This is a genomic window from Paenibacillus uliginis N3/975, assembly GCF_900177425.1.
Lineage (GTDB): Bacteria > Bacillota > Bacilli > Paenibacillales > Paenibacillaceae > Paenibacillus_AQ > Paenibacillus_AQ uliginis.
Map to the genome: position 1 here is coordinate 4,454,450 of NZ_LT840184.1, position 16,592 is coordinate 4,471,041.

Annotated in this window: 18 protein-coding genes; all 18 read right to left on the minus strand. The window is 47.9% G+C overall.

The window, feature by feature from the left end; all coding sequences use genetic code 11:
* Positions 1-30: 30 nt before the first annotated feature.
* The 18 genes from B9N86_RS21225 to spoVAC all read right to left on the minus strand — a co-directional run bounded on the left by B9N86_RS21225 (position 31) and on the right by spoVAC (position 16,563).
* The gene (locus B9N86_RS21225) at positions 31-1,104 is read right to left on the minus strand and encodes a Gfo/Idh/MocA family protein (protein WP_208915135.1); all 1,074 of its coding nucleotides are present in this window, start codon (positions 1,102-1,104) and stop codon (positions 31-33) included.
* A gap of 67 nt (positions 1,105-1,171) precedes the next feature.
* Complete coding sequence (locus tag B9N86_RS21230; protein ID WP_208915136.1) at positions 1,172-2,335, minus strand: Gfo/Idh/MocA family protein; 1,164 nt, start codon at positions 2,333-2,335, stop codon at positions 1,172-1,174.
* Between the two features lie 269 nt (positions 2,336-2,604).
* Positions 2,605-3,456, minus strand: a complete 852-nt coding sequence (locus B9N86_RS21235) for a sugar phosphate isomerase/epimerase family protein (RefSeq protein ID WP_208915137.1) — start codon at positions 3,454-3,456, stop codon at positions 2,605-2,607.
* 317 nt (positions 3,457-3,773) lie between these two features.
* Positions 3,774-4,544, minus strand: coding sequence for a class I SAM-dependent DNA methyltransferase (locus B9N86_RS21240; protein WP_208915138.1), 771 nt, complete (start codon positions 4,542-4,544; stop codon positions 3,774-3,776).
* Between the two features lie 26 nt (positions 4,545-4,570).
* Positions 4,571-5,488 (minus strand): CvfB family protein, encoded by a 918-nt coding sequence (locus tag B9N86_RS21245; RefSeq protein WP_208915139.1) that lies wholly within the window; start codon positions 5,486-5,488, stop codon positions 4,571-4,573.
* On the minus strand, positions 5,485-5,832 hold the full coding sequence (gene rsfS, locus B9N86_RS21250) for a ribosome silencing factor (protein WP_208915140.1): 348 nt from the start codon (positions 5,830-5,832) through the stop codon (positions 5,485-5,487). Before rsfS ends, B9N86_RS21245 begins: the two co-directional genes overlap by 4 nt.
* Positions 5,829-6,407 (minus strand): bis(5'-nucleosyl)-tetraphosphatase (symmetrical) YqeK, encoded by a 579-nt coding sequence (yqeK, locus tag B9N86_RS21255; RefSeq protein ID WP_208915141.1) that lies wholly within the window; start codon positions 6,405-6,407, stop codon positions 5,829-5,831. The genes rsfS and yqeK overlap by 4 nt, the downstream gene beginning before the upstream one ends.
* The gene (locus B9N86_RS21260; RefSeq protein WP_208915142.1) at positions 6,379-6,981 is read right to left on the minus strand and encodes a nicotinate-nucleotide adenylyltransferase; all 603 of its coding nucleotides are present in this window, start codon (positions 6,979-6,981) and stop codon (positions 6,379-6,381) included. Before B9N86_RS21260 ends, yqeK begins: the two co-directional genes overlap by 29 nt.
* An 18-nt stretch (positions 6,982-6,999) precedes the next feature.
* Entirely contained in the window at positions 7,000-7,290 is a 291-nt protein-coding gene (gene yhbY / locus B9N86_RS21265) for a ribosome assembly RNA-binding protein YhbY (protein ID WP_208915143.1), read from the minus strand.
* Positions 7,291-7,397: 107 nt separating this feature from the next.
* Positions 7,398-8,270, minus strand: coding sequence for a shikimate dehydrogenase (gene aroE / locus B9N86_RS21270; RefSeq protein WP_208915144.1), 873 nt, complete (start codon positions 8,268-8,270; stop codon positions 7,398-7,400).
* 40 nt (positions 8,271-8,310) lie between these two features.
* Positions 8,311-9,438: a ribosome biogenesis GTPase YqeH gene (gene yqeH / locus B9N86_RS21275; protein WP_244562783.1), complete on the minus strand. Its 1,128-nt coding sequence runs from the start codon at positions 9,436-9,438 to the stop codon at positions 8,311-8,313.
* On the minus strand, positions 9,435-9,965 hold the full coding sequence (locus B9N86_RS21280; RefSeq protein ID WP_208915145.1) for a YqeG family HAD IIIA-type phosphatase: 531 nt from the start codon (positions 9,963-9,965) through the stop codon (positions 9,435-9,437). Before B9N86_RS21280 ends, yqeH begins: the two co-directional genes overlap by 4 nt.
* 157 nt (positions 9,966-10,122) lie before the next feature.
* The gene (locus B9N86_RS21285; protein WP_208915146.1) at positions 10,123-12,342 is read right to left on the minus strand and encodes a transglutaminase TgpA family protein; all 2,220 of its coding nucleotides are present in this window, start codon (positions 12,340-12,342) and stop codon (positions 10,123-10,125) included.
* Entirely contained in the window at positions 12,339-13,586 is a 1,248-nt protein-coding gene (locus B9N86_RS21290; protein ID WP_208915147.1) for a DUF58 domain-containing protein, read from the minus strand. Before B9N86_RS21290 ends, B9N86_RS21285 begins: the two co-directional genes overlap by 4 nt.
* Positions 13,587-13,588: 2 nt before the next feature.
* Complete coding sequence (locus B9N86_RS21295; protein ID WP_208915148.1) at positions 13,589-14,545, minus strand: AAA family ATPase; 957 nt, start codon at positions 14,543-14,545, stop codon at positions 13,589-13,591.
* Positions 14,546-14,741: 196 nt separating this feature from the next.
* Positions 14,742-15,092 (minus strand): stage V sporulation protein AE, encoded by a 351-nt coding sequence (spoVAE, locus tag B9N86_RS21300; RefSeq protein ID WP_208915149.1) that lies wholly within the window; start codon positions 15,090-15,092, stop codon positions 14,742-14,744.
* A gap of 5 nt (positions 15,093-15,097) precedes the next feature.
* Positions 15,098-16,111: a stage V sporulation protein AD gene (gene spoVAD / locus B9N86_RS21305; RefSeq protein WP_208915150.1), complete on the minus strand. Its 1,014-nt coding sequence runs from the start codon at positions 16,109-16,111 to the stop codon at positions 15,098-15,100.
* Positions 16,112-16,113: 2 nt separating this feature from the next.
* A complete protein-coding gene (gene spoVAC / locus B9N86_RS21310) occupies positions 16,114-16,563 on the minus strand; it encodes a stage V sporulation protein AC (protein WP_208920598.1) in 450 nt (149 codons plus the stop codon).
* Positions 16,564-16,592 lie beyond the last annotated feature (29 nt).

Sequence of the window (16,592 nt, forward strand, 5' to 3'; positions counted from 1 at the left end):
CTAGGTATTCCTTTATTATAACGGATACAATTACTGAATACGAACGGCTTCATTCTGTGCAACAATACATAATTCCCCCGCTTTAAAAGCATGCTCCTGCGTCATGGCCCGTTCCGTCCGTTCCAGGCAGTCAACAATCAACTCCCCGAAGAACGGATATCCCACCTTTCCCTTGAGTTCCATATGATATTCCCCTTCATGGTTGACCAAGTAAAGATGATCTCCCTGCGAATCCCTTGCCACATCGATATACTTGCGCATCTCGATATATCCGTCCGTTCCAAGAATAAATGTTCTTCCATCCCCCCAAGTGCCAAGACCGTCCGGCGTAAACCAGTCCACGCGAAAATAATGACTTGCCCCGTTGTCACCAATTAACGTTGCATCTCCGAAATCCTCAAGTTCCGGATACAACGGATTGTTGTAATTGGCCACTTTGCTGCTCATCACCTTGGCATCTTTACATCCTGCATAAAACAAAAACTGCTCAATTTGATGAGAGCCGATATCGCACAAAATGCCCCCGTATTGTTCATGACGGAAAAACCAGTCAGGACGAGATGGGGCGTTGAGACGGTGGGGTCCAGTGCCCATCACCTGTATAACACGGCCGATAGCGCCATCCTGTATTAACTTTCCGGCGTGAATAGCACTCTCGACATGAAGTCGTTCACTATAATACACCATATATTTTCGGCCCGTTTCCTCTGCTTTTGCCCTTGCTGCCGCGACCTGATCCAGCGTCGTAAATGGTGTTTTGTCCGTAAAATAATCTTTGCCATGGGACATAACCTCCAGTCCCAGACTGCAACGTTCAGACGGAATAGCAGCCGCGGCGACAAGCTGAACCTCCGAATCTTCCAGAATCTGAGCTTCTGAAAAAGCTACACGTACCTGAGGATATCTTTGGCAAAACAACTTCACTTTCTGCGGATCGGGATCATATACCCATTTTAGTGTTGCCCCCGCCTCCACCAATCCATTGCACATTCCGTATATATGACCGTGTTCCAGAGACATCGCTGCAATGACGAATTCTCCCGGCTCGACGACCGGCTTAGATTTACCGGCAGGGGCGTAAAGCATACCGTTGTTACGATTCATTTGATCATCCTTCTCGAATTCGATAACTGCCCAAGGCTGTTAGTGATCATCATTCATCATAGTGTCTTTAACCGAAGGTGGTTGACATATCTACTGGTCCTGTTTCTTTCACCGTCTTCTGATAGGTCGAATTTTTAATGCGCTCCTGCAGGAGCTCGTAATACAAATCTTCATCCATAGGGATATCCACCCAATCATCGGTCCAGCTAGACAAATGCATCGCATTGGATAAAGTCAGACCTTTAATGCCTTCCTCACCCGGTGCAATAAGCGGAGTACCATTTAATATGGCATCCGTGAAATTTTGTATAATACCGCTGTGCTGAGGATTGTCTCCGTAGACTGGAATCTCGCACTTCCAGCATTCCGGCTCCCCGAAGCCACCGGTATACTCACGGTTGAACTCCGTTTCGGACACCCGCAGCCGCCAAAACGTTATCTTATCATCTTCTATAACGATTTTGCCCCGATCTCCTGTAACCTCAAAGCGATTCGTTCCCGGTGCTTCGCCCGTCGTCGTAATAAACACACCTGTCGCACCGTTTTCATATTCCACATAAGCCGTCACATCATCTTCTACTTCGATATTTCTATATTTGCCGAAGGAACAGAAAGCTCTCATCCGGACAGGCATCATTCCGGTAATCCACTGCCATAAATCCAATTGATGCGGACACTGGTTAATGAGAACCCCGCCGCCTTCACCTGCCCATGTCGCGCGCCAGCCGCCCGAATCATAGTAGCTTTGCGAACGGTACCAGTGGGTAACAATCCAGTTCGTACGGCGGATTTCCCCAAGCTCCCCAGAAGCAATCAGCTCGCGAAGCTTTTGGTAAAGCGGATTGCAGCGCTGATTGTACATAATCGAGAATACTTTGCCGCTCCCGGCCACAACTTTATTCATCTCCCGCACCTGCTTTGTATGAACGCCGGCAGGCTTCTCAATCAGTACATGTAGGCCCTGCTCAAAAGCAAATATAGCTTCCGACGGGTGATCATAATGGGGCGTCGCAATGATGACAGCATCGATTTCACCAGATGACAGCATCGCCTCGGCGTCGTCCCATATTTTTACTGTATCCGGTAATTCGGCTCTAGCCATGTCCTGCTTGCTTGCTTTTACGTCACATACTGCCGTAAGAGACGCTCCACGAATTTTTCCCGCTGCCAAGGTTCTCACATGACTAAAGCCCATACCCAAACCGATGACGCCAATTCTTACTTCTTCCATTGTTGTACCTCCCTTTTGTTAAAAAAGTGAATTATACTCGTAAAATGTTTATATGTTCTCTGCTATATAAGTTGCATTAAAGATTCTCAGCCTGATCATCACTACGAATGCGGATTATTCTTCCGATCGCTGTTGCCCCCAGATTTCTTTTATGTATTTATACAATTGTTGAAATACGGGGGCAAAGGCGACCTCTTCGTTTCTCCAAAATAATTCCGCCTTCTCCGTTGAAGTACTTCCATTTCTTTAGTTCAATCTATATATTATTTTTACTTGGTCCATTCTTGCATTTGTTGCACAAAATGTTTCAACATTTCTTTGGAAGGATATGTTCCGCTAAAATCTTCAATTCCTAAGTATCCGTCATAACCAACGGATTTCAGATCCGCAATAACCTGAGGCCATGAAACGATGCCATGGGAGAGCGGTACCCACTCACCTATCCATTCCGTGTTACGGCCGTTCTCTGACTTCGTCATTCGATAACCGGCATTTTTCACATGAACATGGGCCAAATAAGGACCAAGAAGCTCTAAGCCCATCCTAAAATTTTCATAACCCTCATGAACCATATTTCCGGGATCATATAAGACACCGACATGTCGAGAATCAAAGTGGCTAACCAGCTTATGAGCCAAGCCAGCGCTAGGCGCAATTGTTTTGTGATGGGTTTCTACAAGAGCTTTGATACCGTAGTCCGCAGCCAGTCGCTCCACGGATTCCAGATAACGTACGGCTTGCTTATAAAGATCATGGTAGGTCTCGCTTCTATCATAGCCAGGTATACCCGCCCGGATAAAGGAAGCTCCAAGCAGCTTGGCTGCCTTCATCACCCGCTCTGTGCCTTCAATATCACCACAAGTCAGATAAGGTACAACGGCTATGCTGCGAAGATTGTACTCCTTGGCTACCTTGTCAAACCTCAACCAGTCCTCCTCCGTACCTCTTGGATCGATAGAGCAGCGATTGTGGCGCCAAAATGAAGGCCCCTCCTGAAGGACGTCCTCCGGAATTTCCTTAAAGCGCCATTCTATTCCTTCAACTCCAGCCTCATGCGCAGCTGCGGCCAACTCCTCCGGATTCAAATCAGGGGTTGCAACTGTAAACACAGACCATTTCATCGTCGTTTCCACCCTTCTTTACTCGAAAGTAGCTTACTGTAAACAGACCTATTTGATTGTAGTTTAGCTATCCGTCACCATCATTCGACTTCACTTCCGGGTTACTACAGACTGTAATCGTTTTCAGTTTGATGCGGGTATAGTCTAACACAGGTTTTCAAGCAAACCTACGGCCTTGATACGGCATCTTAACCACAATCAAATAGACCGCCAAAAAAGAGTTTCCCATGCAAGAAGAACACACGACTTCCCCAAAGCAAAAAGGACTGTTCCTTCGTAGAATATCTACGCTGAAACAGTCCTGAGTCTGTAATTTATTATTTGACAGCTACAAAGAACAGCCTTTGTGCATCGCTTCCAGCTTCAACCCACTCAAAATCTGCATAACATTTCACATCACGGAATCCGGCTTTGGTCAACTCCACCTTCATCCACTCTGGATCGTAGCCGCGCTGCGTATGCGTTTCTTCGAAACGGCGGTATACCGATCGGTCATTCTCATCACGCGCGAAAATAGATAGATGATGTTCAATTTCACAGCGGAGTTCATCCAGAGCACATGTCCAAATATATGAGACCTTATGATCATCAAGAACGAAGGGCTGCTCCTCATCGTAACGAATCAAGGTGTTCGGATGGTGCACATCAAACAGGAACGAGCCCCCATCCTTCAGACCGCTATAGGTACGGGCGAACACAGCTCGAATGTCGTCTTCTTCAAGTAAATAATTAATGCAATCACAAAAAGAAATGACGGAGTCCACCTGCTCTGGCAGTTCCCATACCCGCATATCCTGCTGTACCCAGCGAACACTCCCCTCACGGAACAGACGATTCCCTTGAGGGGTCCCCTCCAGCTTGCGGCGAGCAATCGACAACATGTCGGCTGACAGATCTATTCCCGTTACTTCAAATCCCGAATTCACGAGCGGAATCGTGATGCTGCCTGTCCCGCATCCGAGCTCCGCCACACTTTTGGGCATACCATACTTTTCCCAAGCTGTCCGCGCAAACCGGATCCAATCGGGATAAGGCATGTCCTCCATAAGTTGATCGTAAACGTACGCAAATTTGCGGTAAGACAACATGATGACACCACTTTCTTAAGGCTTCCTTATTTATTGCCCTCTACACTGGGTTCCGAGTTCTCCTCATTTTCCTTAGCAAGATAGGTCCAATTTTCCTTCTGTGTAACCAGCCCGTCCTTCATCAGCTTACCTAGGGCCCGTTTAAAGGCTGATTTGCTGATGCCGAAACGCTGCTTAATAATATCTGGCGGCGTTGCGTCAGAGTATGGCATGGCTCCACCCGGACGTTCCTTCAGAAACGCTAGCAGCCGATCAGCATCATCTGTCATCCCAATCTCTTTACGCGGCACCATCGATAAGTTGACACGGCCGTCCTCACGTATATGACTGACACGAACACGAACTTCTTCTCCGAGACGCATTAATCGCGTACGCTCGGAAGAATGAATCATCCCAATAGCTCCAAAACCAAGCACGCCACCGTCTACTATAACGAACGTGCCCATCTGAAGAGGCTTGTACACAAGTGCTGTAAACCATTGGTTGAGCCAAGCATCGGGTGCATGAAAAGCAAGGGGCGCAAGCTCCTGTTCTCCGGCCAACTTGGCACGGAGCCGTCCTTGCTTATCGTGTTCCATCATGGCGAATACATAATCACCTACCTGGGGATGAAGCTCTCTCATCTCAGGTAGTTCACGGATAGGAAGCAGCAGTTGACGGCCCAGCCCCATCTCGAGGAAGCAGCCAAGGCGCGGATGAACGTCAGCTACCATTAGCTTGGCTGTCTCACCCAATGTGAGATACGGCTTTTTCATTGTAGCTGCGAGCCGATCCTCCGTATCAAAAAATATAAACACCTCAACCGTATCTCCAGGCTCTACCTTCCCGGTAAGCTCAGAGTAATGGAGAAGCACATCTCTGTCGCCGCCGTTCAAAAAATAACCGTAAGGCGATACTTCACGGGTTACTTCCAACTCCACGATCGTACCGGCGATCAGGCTCATACGTTCTCCACCACTTTAGCGTCAGACCACAGACGTTCAATGTTGTAATATTCACGCTCATCGCGATGGAATATATGAACTACTACATCGCCAAGATCCATCAACACCCAGCGGGCAGCGTCCATTCCTTCGATACCTTTAAGCGTCACGCCGACCTCTTGAGCACGCTTGCGCACTTCGGTTGCAATCGCTTGAACCTGGGTATCGGAGTTACCGTGACAAATAACAAAGTAATCGGCTACAAGAGAGATTCCTCTCAAATCAAGAGCCACAATATTCATCGCTTTCTTATCTTCAGCGGCCGCTACGGCCGCATTTAACAATTCATTCGGACTTATCGTCATGAATTCGCCTCCAATTGCTTTATTAAGTCATTTCGAGCCAGTACGGTCAGTGGATAAATGATCTGCTTGCGAGATACCAAGAGACTTATCGTCGAATCGAATCCGGCTACAAGCGCCTCTTCAAGGCTATGGTTGGCCAGTTCGCGAATATTATTCACGCCTGGGAAATCCCTTCCCGGCTCCATATAATCCGCCAGACAGACGACCTTCTCCAGAAGAGTCATTCGGGCACGACCAGAGGTATGATAGCGTATTGCATCCAATACTTCCCGATCGGTTATGCCGTAATCCCTTTCTGCGACAAAGGCGCCTACTTCGGCGTGCCACAACTGTTTATCATGCTGCAGCAACTCGTCGTTAAGTCCGTTATCCACTAGCACTTCTTTTAATTTTAACACAGGCCAATATTTAGCGACGTCGTGCAGGATAGCCGCCAAATCCGCTTTTTCCGGATTTGCCCCATACTGTTCAGCAAGTTTGACCGCCGTTTCCATGACGCCCTTGGTGTGTATCCAACGCTTCTCGGGCATCTGGGATGATACGGCCTCAATCAGCTGTTCCCGACTGTATCCCATAGATTCCGCTCCTTACAATGTAATCATATACACGGTCGGGTACCATATAACGGATGGATTCGCCCGCGGCCACCCTCTTCCTGATCAGGGTCGAGGATATATCAACAAGAGGCATATCTGCAATTTTGACAACTTTCTGTAAAAACGAAGGCAGCAAATTGACATCCAAACTGGATCCCGGCCGGTTCACTCCGATAAAATTAAGCATTCCGGCAAGCTCATCAATCCGGTGCCATTTAGGCAGGTAGTTGACCATGTCCGCACCAATGATGAATGTGAACTCTATATGCGGATAAGCCCGGCGAAGTTCCATCACCGTATCTACAGTGTATGATACTCCTCCACGTTCAATTTCAAAGTCCAGCGTCCGAAAAGACGGATGGCCGGATACGGCTTCGGATGTCATTTCCAGCCTCATCTGTCCCGTCGCACCGGATTCCAGCTTATGTGGAGGAATATGGCTTGGCATAAACCACACTTCGTCCAGTTGGTATACGTCCCGGGCAGCTTCTGCTGCCAGCATATGACCGATATGGATGGGGTCGAACGTACCTCCCATAATACCAACCTTCATCCGGTTCGCCTCCTTTTATTAAGGCAGTTCGATCGTTTTGTTATCCTTCGATTCCTTGTACAGCACGATCGTTTTTCCAATCACTTGTACAAGCTCTGCTTTAGCACCTTCAGCCAATTCCGCCGCGATTGCACGCGGATCTTCCAAACAATTGTTCAGCACGGATACCTTTAACAGTTCCCGCTTTTCAATCGCTTCAGAAATATGACGGATCAGATGATCATTGCTTCCACCCTTACCTACCTGAAACAAAGGATCCAAGTGATGCGCCATTGACCGTAAATACCTTTTTTGCTTTCCTGTTAACATACTTCGTCATAACTCCCTTAATTTCATCTATTTCAAGCTTTTCTCTGTTCCGAAACCTTTATTCTAGCGCTTGATGTATCTTTAAGCAATTATTATTGGAGACCTGCTTATTCCTGAAAACTGTTCAGCACAGTCTGCTTCATAATCTCAACCGGGGCAGCCTGTCCTGTCCAATATTCGAAAGCGTAAGCCCCCTGATTCACGAACATGCCGAGGCCTCCGTGAGTGGTACAGCCTTTTTCTTCACTTCTCCGAAGAAACTCGGTTGTAAGCGGGTTATATATTAGATCGCTGACAACGATTCCTTCCGGAATCCATTCTGCCAATAGCGGAAGATCACCGATATGCGGATGCATGCCGACCGAAGTCGTGTTGATTAACACATCTGCCGACTTCACAGCCTCTCTCGCTTCCGCTTCAGCCAATCCCCGAATATCGGCTAACGAACGCCACTCTTCCGCAAGCTCCTTCGCCCTTGAGGCAGTTCGGTTGACAACGGATATATGTTCTGGCTGTTCAAAAGTCAAAGCGTGTATGATACCGCGAGCGGCACCTCCTGCTCCGAGAACAACAATATTTTTGCCGGCCAAATCAGGACAAGCTTCATCCTTCAATGACCGGACGTATCCGATTCCATCCGTGTTGAAGCCGGTGAGAACGCCGTTATCGTTTACAATCGTATTGACCGCTCCGACCCTTGCAGCCCCTTCGTCTATAATATCCAGGTAGTTCATAACCTCTACCTTATGCGGAATCGTTACATTGACCCCGCGAAAGCCAAGTGAACGAAGGGCTTGAACCGCGCCCTCTAGCCCTTCCGGCTTAATATGAAGAGGAACATAGTCACCTGGAATACCGAGTGCCTTCAAAGCTGCATTATGCATGACAGGGGATTTAGAATGAATGATCGGATCCCCCATCACCCCGAGCAATATAGCTCCACTATTCCGGACAAAATCTTTTTGCTGTATTGAATTCATGTATTCCATCACCCTCTCCCAAAAGACCGTGTAAACCCGGTTAGATCAGTGACGGCCGTTGAAGTACTTTGACCCCTTTCGGCACATGAACCGCGACAAGAGCACCCATGTCTCCGTTCACTTTCACCCATCCCAAGCCGGAAATAAATATGTCCGAGCCGGAGCCTTTTGGAATTCTTATCTCATGTCTTGTCCATTCAGGCATTTCTTCCAGCCGTTCCTTGGTTGGAGGCGACAGCAGTTCCCCCGCATGCTCCTCGAACAGTGAATCGGCACGTTCCAGCTTCGTACGGTGTATATTCAGTCGGCCGCTAATAAAGCAAGTGAAGGACTGATGTTCTCCCTTAATGAAGTCGAATCGCCCCATTCCCCCAAAGAACAACGTTTGGCCTTCATTTAGCTGGTATACCAGAGGCTTCAGCGGATTCTCGGGCATAACGACACCCAGATCGTCACGGCTTACAAGCTCACTGTATCTCCATGGATAGACAATCCCCGGTGTATCCACAATATATCGTCCGTCATCAAGCGGAATATTAACCATATCCAGCGTAGTTCCCGGATAACGTGATGTGGTCAGCTCCTGCTCCAGATCACTGTAATCACGGATCAAACGATTAATGAGTGTCGACTTGCCAACATTCGTTGCGCCGACAACATAAACATCACGATCACCGCGATGAGCAGCCATCGTATCCAGAAGTCTGTCGAAACCCTGATTCTTCTTTGCACTGCACAGAACGATGTCGGTTGTTCGAAGTCCTTGTTCTTTGCACTGCTTCTGCACCCAATTCAGAAGCTTGTTCCAATTGGTGACTTTCGGAAGCAGGTCGATTTTATTGACAGCCAGGATGACCGGGTTGTTGCCAACAAACCGCTGAAGACCTGATATTAAACTTCCTTCAAAGTCAAAAATATCTACAATATGAATGACGAGGGCTTTCTTCTCGCCTATTTGCCCGAGCAGACGCAGAAATTCATCCTGATCGACTGCAACAGATGCGACCTCGTTATAATTTTTGATACGGAAGCAGCGCTGGCAAATGACCGGTTCACGGTCCCAGGCTTTTTCCGGCAGATAGCCAGGCTCACCCTGAGCAGTATGCTGAAGCGAAATGCCACAACCGCTGCATTTCTTGATGACTTGTTCGCCTAAAGGCTCCATCATGATTTCTTGTCCTCCTCAATCCATAATCCTTTTTTTCTCAGACGTGTCAGAGCGATTCGTTCCACCCGCCGGTTGAAAAACCGCGTCACAAAGCCTTCATCATTAATCGCAATCGGCATGACCAAAACCGTGTATAAGCCCAAACGATTACCGCCGTAAACGTCCGTCAGCATTTGATCTCCAACTACAATCGTCTGCTCATTCTTTAGATCCATCATTTTCATCGCTTTCCGGAAAGGAATGTTGCTAGGTTTACGGGCTTTGTGCACATACTGGATATCTAACGGAGTGGCAAACTTTGATACGCGCTCCAGTTGGTTATTGGAAACGATGATCAGCTGAAAGCCAATCTCTTTTACTTTTTTAAACCATGCCACCAATTCAGGGGTTGCAAGTGGCGCCTTCGCTCCTACGAGCGTATTATCCAAATCCGTAATAATTCCCCGGTAGCCCTGCTCGTACAGTTCTTCCAGGTTAATGTCAAACACCGTGTTGACGCGGAGTTTTGGAATCAACATTTCAAACAAATTCGTCACCTCAATTTCATACGAAAAACTATACCATATTACGGTTGGTTAGTAAAAATAATCGACAGCGCGTCAACCATACATCCCAAGCCAATGAGTGCCTGGGGTTTCATGAAAAAGCCGCCCGTTATTCCTATCGGAATCCGGGCGGTTGTGATCAGGAAATCCTAACACTTTTTATACTCTTCTTGAGCTGATCCGCTTCGGATTGAACCGCGCGCCATTCTTCCTCCATAATGTGGATTGGACTATAGCGTGCAGCCTCAAACTTTCTAAGCAATGGAGTCAGCGAGCGGGACAGTGGCGGATAAAGACTCTCCCAACGGCTAACCGACTCCCGAAGTGTTTCGTGGGTGTCGCGTTTCAAGCCGCGACGATGGGCATAACGTAGCCAACGTTCTGTCTCGGCAATCACTTTATCAGCAGGTGTCAGAGGTTTCCCGGCTCGAAGACGGGCAGAGAAGAACCGGAGATTAAACCGCATTCTCCAAAGAATATACCCTATCCAGGCGAGAATAACCGTTCCTGAAATAATTCCCAGAATCATGTACAAAGAGGAGCTGCCTCCCGTTTCTTCAGAAGGCAGAACAGGCTCTTCCTCTTCCTCAGCCTTCTCTTTCTCTTTCTCCGAAACAATAGGTTCCAGCGACTCCCCGCCGGCCAAAATCGGCATGTTAAAGCCTGGTGTCGTCTCAATCGGAATCCAGCCATAGTCCCCGAAGTATACCTCAACCCATGAGTGTGCATCCGCATTGGTAACCGTATAACTCCCAGATGCGGAATTATTCTGACCATTCTGAGACATAAATTCCTGACTCGGAATGTTTCCAGGCGCATAGCCTTTCACCCATCTGGCGGGAATACCTAGTGATCGGGTCATCATAACCATAGACGTAGAAAAATAGTCGCAGTAGCCTTCCTTCACTTCAAACAGAAAGGCATCCACAAAGTCTGTACTTTCCCTTCTCGTTAAGTCAGGTGTGTTCGTGTAGGTAAAGTTGTTTTGTAAATATTGCTGCAACAGCATTACCTTTTCATATGGGGTATTTCCTGCGGCAGTCACTTCCTCCGCCAGCATTTCGACACGCTCCGGGAAATCGGACGGTTTCTGAAGATACACCTCGTCTATTGGACCGTTAAACAATTGATCATAAGTTTGAGCGCTAAGCTCTTCTACCGGGATGACCGGGATTTCCGAAGTGACTGTATACGTCTTCGGATAATTCGGACGTTTCGGCTCAGAATTCAGATGAAGCTCGGAACTTTCGCCCTTCCAACGAAGCATTCCATTATCCACATCAGGATCCAACCTGTCCACTTTAGATATCGAATAGGCTCCAAACAGCACCGGATATACACTGTCATTGAGCATCGTCACGGTCTGCTGCACCGTCTTGGTGTCAATCTTCCCTGATAAATCCCCGCTTAGAGCCTCGCCTAGCGCAACTTCTTCCGAGTCGCGCCGTCTTTGTTTATCTGACCAGCCTGTTCCGGAGTATTGTGCTCTCGTCTCACCACGCCAATAGCTTCTTTCCTTGGATGCAACTGTCATGACCGGTGAATAGTCGAAATTAAAACCTCCGCCTAATTCGTTATCTTCACGCCCATATCCGGACATGCTCTCGACAGATACATCGAGAATACCGCTACCCAATCCGCTCACGCTTCCCGACAACGGTATGCCGTTCCATTCCCGCCAAGCGGTATAAGGATCTGTAAGTGCGGGTTGGATATTCGGCATGTTAATGCCGGCCAAAATAATCAACGAAAAGATAACGAGGATATTTCCGATAATCTTAATGGGATACTCGCGAAGTTTGCGCCAACCCAAAGGAAATCTTTTGCGAAACCGGTTGAAATGCTCTGTAACAAGCCAGCCCATACCCACCGCTACGATCCATGCGGTTTCATCCCATAAAACAATAGTCGTGAAGGAATCAAGCACAGCAAAAGCTACGATATTCAACCCTATAACCAATAAGATCCTTCTCTTGTTGGTCGCCCAGACTGCTATAAACAGAAAAATCGCCCATGATGCAGCTGCAAACCAAAGATAAGGCAGAAATTCAAGCAGCTCTCCCGACTCTAGTCCTTCAAGCAAGCTTGAAGGTACAGGATTGCCGTATTTCTCTAACGTGCGGTATACCGCATAAATGATCAACGGCAACTGAATGAGCATACGAAATCCGCGCTTGATAAACACCAAGGATTCCGTAATCGCCGTAATAGCGAGCGCGACAATAATGCTTGCCGTTGTTTCTTCATATAATAAGGACTCTGAATAGGAAACCCACTGCAGTAATATTAGCCAAATCCACAACAACGATAGTATATAAAAAAAGGACAAGGAAAACTTTTGCATCCATGACCTCATCATGCACCACCTCCTAACACGGCAGGAAGCTCTTCTAGCGAAGAAGCTGAGTAACTCGTGATGCCCCGTGACTGAAGAAATGCAGAGTAGTCATCCTTGCCGTTGTTCATCCCATCAGAGCTTAGTATTCTAAGCAAGCTAGGGTTCATCCCTTTGGTTTCTGCCCAGCGCATTGCTTCCATAACCGATTGATCCGCCAAAGGACTCACTAGAAGGAACAAAGCACCTTTCGGAAAATGTCGATATGCTCTCTCCAGTGAGGTCAGCAGACTTTCTGTCCGGTCCGCATCCACATCCACCAAATGCTGAATCATCCGCATCCGTTCGCTTGGGGTATCGCTTGGCGCAAATACACGGGAATCTTTCCCTGCAGTAAACAACCCGGTGCCTGCATGTTCTCGTGCTCCATATTCAACAAGTGAAGCAGCCGCTGAAACCGCAAACTCAAATTGTCGGGAATTATGGTATCCTTTTGCCGTGCAATCCAATACTATCATTGTTTTTGGAAATGATTCGTGCTCAAACTCCTTGGATTTCCAGGAGCCTGTCCTGGCTGTTGCATTCCAGTGTATTCGTGAAATCCGGTCACCGTAAACATAATCCCGGACACCGTTAATCTGGGTCGTCTCCCGTCTGGAGGACGAAAGTGTCGTCTGCGTCCCTCCGAGCCTTAAATTACGAATGCTCCGATGCCAATTCGGAATATACACGGTTCTCGGGAGCACCCGGAATGACGTTTGAACCTCAAATACCCCGCGATGCTCCATAAGGCCAAATATATCCTCGCTAATGCATTCCGTGCTTGAAAAGGCGTAGCGACCTCTTTCCAGCGGAGGTGTCTGAAACACCAGCTCCCCGGATCCGCGCAGGCTCGGAATCACACTATCTTCAAAGGACCACTTTTCCCCGTTATGACGCTGAAGCACCTCTCTTACAATAAGGTAAGGCATGGGTAGCAACCCTGGGATGTTCACTTCCATCTTGACACGAACCTGGTCACCGGCATGCAGAACATCGCCATTATTCTCACCTGATGAAACGGAGCGGGAGGCCTTTACTCGATTGACTCCGCCGAAACTCGAACCAATCAGATAAACAGACAATAGACTGACCATTGAAAAAAGCATCATGGATGTCTTGCCGCCCTGAAACAGAACATACAGCAAGCATATACACCAAACCGCCAATACCGCTGCGAGTCTCGACGGTTTTATGCCGTTCGTCCATATCGAAAGATAACGGCGCATACTTATCTCCCCATCTGTACGGGCACTTTTACTTGCCTTAGAATAAATTGCAGCACCGACTCTGTCGTCGCATTTTCGAGTCTGGATTCCGGACGCAGCATAATCCGGTGTGACAAGACATAAGGCGCAAGAGTTTTGACATCATCAGGCAATACGTAATCCCGTTGCTGCAAGAACGCATAAGCCTTTACGGCATTCATAAACGAAAGTGTAGCGCGTGGACTCGCTCCGAGAATGACAGCCGGGTGCTCTCTTGTAGCACGCGTTATGCCTAACAAATAATCGGCTACCGGGTCTCCAATAAACACATCCCGAATTTCGTGCTGAATGGCCGAGATACTGTCCATATGTGTCACCGGTCTGAGCTTGTCCACCAACTGTCCATTTTTAGAACGGAACATCAGCTCTTTTTCGGTGGCGGCATCAGGATAGCCCAAGCTGATTTTCAGCATGAAACGATCCAACTGAGCTTCGGGAAGCATATAGGTGCCTTCAAAATCAATTGGATTCTGCGTAGCACACAACATAAACGGATGTGGAAGCTCATGTGTCTCTCCATCTACGGTTACACAACGTTCTTCCATAACTTCTAACAAGGCCGATTGCGTCTTGGTCGTTGCGCGATTGATCTCGTCGGCGAGAAGAACATTCGTCATTACAGGCCCCGGACGGAAATAGAACCGTTCATCACGGGGGTGAAACACCGATACACCTGTTATATCACTTGGTAGAATGTCAGGATTACACTGTATGCGCCGGTAATCTCCTTGCATGGATTTGGCGAGTGCTTTAATCAACTGAGTCTTGCCCGTTCCCGGAACATCCTCAATCAGGACATGTCCGCCGGCGAGCAGCGCAGTTAGAAGAAGCTGGATTTCGAATTCCTTGCCCAGCAGGCACGATTCCAGATTGGAACGTACCGAAGAGATGATATTCATGGATTCTTGACTTACGGGCATGTATTAAAAACCTCCTGTAAGGGAATAAATAGTAGATTAACTACTATTGTACATGATGAAGGTCGCTGAGTACATTCAAGAGTCCATTCAAAAATACATTCATGCAAAAGAGTTATCCTGTTCATATCTTTCCTCACATCAAAGAGCCCCGGAAAAAATCCGGAGCTGTAATGTATCATCCATATGAACCGTATCTTTAGCCTTTGGGACGTACGATCAGTGCGGCCAGAAACGAAAAGATGATCGCCGACGAAATCCCGGCGCTTGTTATTTCAAATATACCTGTAACAACACCAATCCATCCGTCACGCTTAAGCTCACTCAAAGCTCCGTGGACAAGAGAGTTACCAAAACTTGTGATGGGCACTGTCGCACCCGCGCCGGCAAACTTAACCAGTGGATCGTATAAGCCAAAAGCGTCAGCAATCGCACCGGCCACAACGAGTGTACTCATCGTATGGGCGGGTGTGAGCTTGAATGCATCCATCATGATCTGTCCAACGACACAGATCAAACCGCCGATAATAAAAGCCCATAAAAATTGCATGCTTCTCAACCTCCCATCTCTAAAGCTACGGCATGGGCGATACAAGGGATACTCTCGCCCTGCTGATATGAAAGCGGTGAGAGCAATGCTCCTGTAGCCACAACCAGCACTTTTTTGAGCTCGCCGCGTCGCATTCGTTTGAGGATATGACCATAAGTAACAACGGCAGAGCATCCGCAGCCGCTTCCACCGGATAACACATACTTCTGTTTATCACGGTCGTAAATCATAAGCCCGCAATCCATAAAATCCGTCTCCTCCATGCGGACTCCTTCTTTTTGAAGGAGCTCTTTGGCAATGGGTAACCCTACAGCCGCCAAATCCCCTGTCACGACCAAATCATAATATCCGGGAGAGCGTCCGCTATCCTTAAAGTGTGCGGTAATGGTGTCCACAGCTGCTGGTGCCATAGCTGTACCCATATTAAAAGGATCCTTTATCCCTAGATCCATCACTTTACCAATCGTAGCGTAAGTGATTTCCGGTCCGACCCCTTGGGTCGCTACAACTGAACAGCCGGCTCCGGTAATTGTATATTGCGCATACGGCGGCTTCTGAGAGCCATACTCTGTCGGATAACGGAACTGTTTTTCAACCGTACAGTTATGACTCGCCGTGCCCGCCATCGCATACTGTGCAGCACCCGAATCTACCATAAGTGAGGCAATAGCCAAGCTTTCCATGGAAGTAGAGCAGGCTCCGAATACTCCGATATATGGCACACCCATTTTACGGGCGGCGAAGGAGCTGCTGATGATCTGATTCATCAGATCTCCACCTACATAAAACTGTAGCTGTTCTTCTGTAATGCCTGAGTTCTCCAGTGCCGTTCTGGCCGCATCCTCTAGCAAACGGCGCTCACCTTTCTCCCAGGTCTTTTCGTTAATTTCTATATTGTCGTATATATAATCAAAATCCTGAGCTAGTGGGCCTTCCCCCTCTTCAGGACCGACAATCGAAGAGGCTCCCAAAATGACTGGTTTATTCTCAAACTTCCAGGTTTGTCCGGTCACTTTCATAATCAATGGCCTCCTCCTATACCCAGAAGAGCATAGATAATACCTATGATAAATGCCGCTACGGTACCGAAGACGATAACGGAACCCGCAAGTTTGAACATGCTGGCTCCTACGCCAAGCACAAGTCCTTCCGCACGGTGCTCAAGCGCGGCAGAGCACATGGAGTTGGCGAACCCGGTTACCGGAACGGCCGTGCCGGCTCCTGCCCACTGGGCGATTTTATCGTATACCCCGAAGCTTGTCAGAATGACGGATATCAATATGAGTACCGCTACCGTCGGGTTGCTGGCCTCTTTTGTATTCATATGGAACACCGACATAAAGAACTGCTGGATACCTTGTCCGATAACACAAATCAATCCCCCCACTAAAAAAGCTTTTAGACAGTTTTTCAGTATATTGCTCGGCGGTTCATGTTTTTTGGCAATCGATTTGTATTCCTCCGGACTCATCGAATTTAGTTTTGATTCGGATTTTTGTT

Bases quoted from the DNA above. Each gene is read 5' to 3' on its own strand.
- B9N86_RS21245 (WP_208915139.1), bottom strand. From the start codon at position 5,488: ATGAGCCTGATCGCCGGTACGATCGTGGAGTTGGAAGTAACCCGTGAA.
- B9N86_RS21295 (WP_208915148.1), bottom strand. From the start codon at position 14,545: ATGCCCGTAAGTCAAGAATCCATGAATATCATCTCTTCGGTACGTTCC.
- spoVAC (WP_208920598.1), bottom strand. From the start codon at position 16,563: ATGAGTCCGGAGGAATACAAATCGATTGCCAAAAAACATGAACCGCCG.
- B9N86_RS21290 (WP_208915147.1), bottom strand. From the start codon at position 13,586: ATGCGCCGTTATCTTTCGATATGGACGAACGGCATAAAACCGTCGAGA.
- B9N86_RS21285 (WP_208915146.1), bottom strand. From the start codon at position 12,342: ATGATGAGGTCATGGATGCAAAAGTTTTCCTTGTCCTTTTTTTATATA.
- B9N86_RS21235 (WP_208915137.1), bottom strand. From the start codon at position 3,456: ATGAAATGGTCTGTGTTTACAGTTGCAACCCCTGATTTGAATCCGGAG.
- B9N86_RS21260 (WP_208915142.1), bottom strand. From the start codon at position 6,981: ATGAAGGTTGGTATTATGGGAGGTACGTTCGACCCCATCCATATCGGT.
- B9N86_RS21225 (WP_208915135.1), bottom strand. From the start codon at position 1,104: ATGAATCGTAACAACGGTATGCTTTACGCCCCTGCCGGTAAATCTAAG.
- aroE (WP_208915144.1), bottom strand. From the start codon at position 8,270: ATGAATTCAATACAGCAAAAAGATTTTGTCCGGAATAGTGGAGCTATA.
- B9N86_RS21230 (WP_208915136.1), bottom strand. From the start codon at position 2,335: ATGGAAGAAGTAAGAATTGGCGTCATCGGTTTGGGTATGGGCTTTAGT.
- spoVAD (WP_208915150.1), bottom strand. From the start codon at position 16,111: ATGAAAGTGACCGGACAAACCTGGAAGTTTGAGAATAAACCAGTCATT.
- yhbY (WP_208915143.1), bottom strand. From the start codon at position 7,290: ATGTTAACAGGAAAGCAAAAAAGGTATTTACGGTCAATGGCGCATCAC.
- rsfS (WP_208915140.1), bottom strand. From the start codon at position 5,832: ATGACGATAAGTCCGAATGAATTGTTAAATGCGGCCGTAGCGGCCGCT.
- B9N86_RS21240 (WP_208915138.1), bottom strand. From the start codon at position 4,544: ATGTTGTCTTACCGCAAATTTGCGTACGTTTACGATCAACTTATGGAG.
- spoVAE (WP_208915149.1), bottom strand. From the start codon at position 15,092: ATGCAATTTTTATGGGCTTTTATTATCGGCGGTTTGATCTGTGTCGTT.
- yqeK (WP_208915141.1), bottom strand. From the start codon at position 6,407: ATGGGATACAGTCGGGAACAGCTGATTGAGGCCGTATCATCCCAGATG.
- yqeH (WP_244562783.1), bottom strand. From the start codon at position 9,438: ATGATGGAGCCTTTAGGCGAACAAGTCATCAAGAAATGCAGCGGTTGT.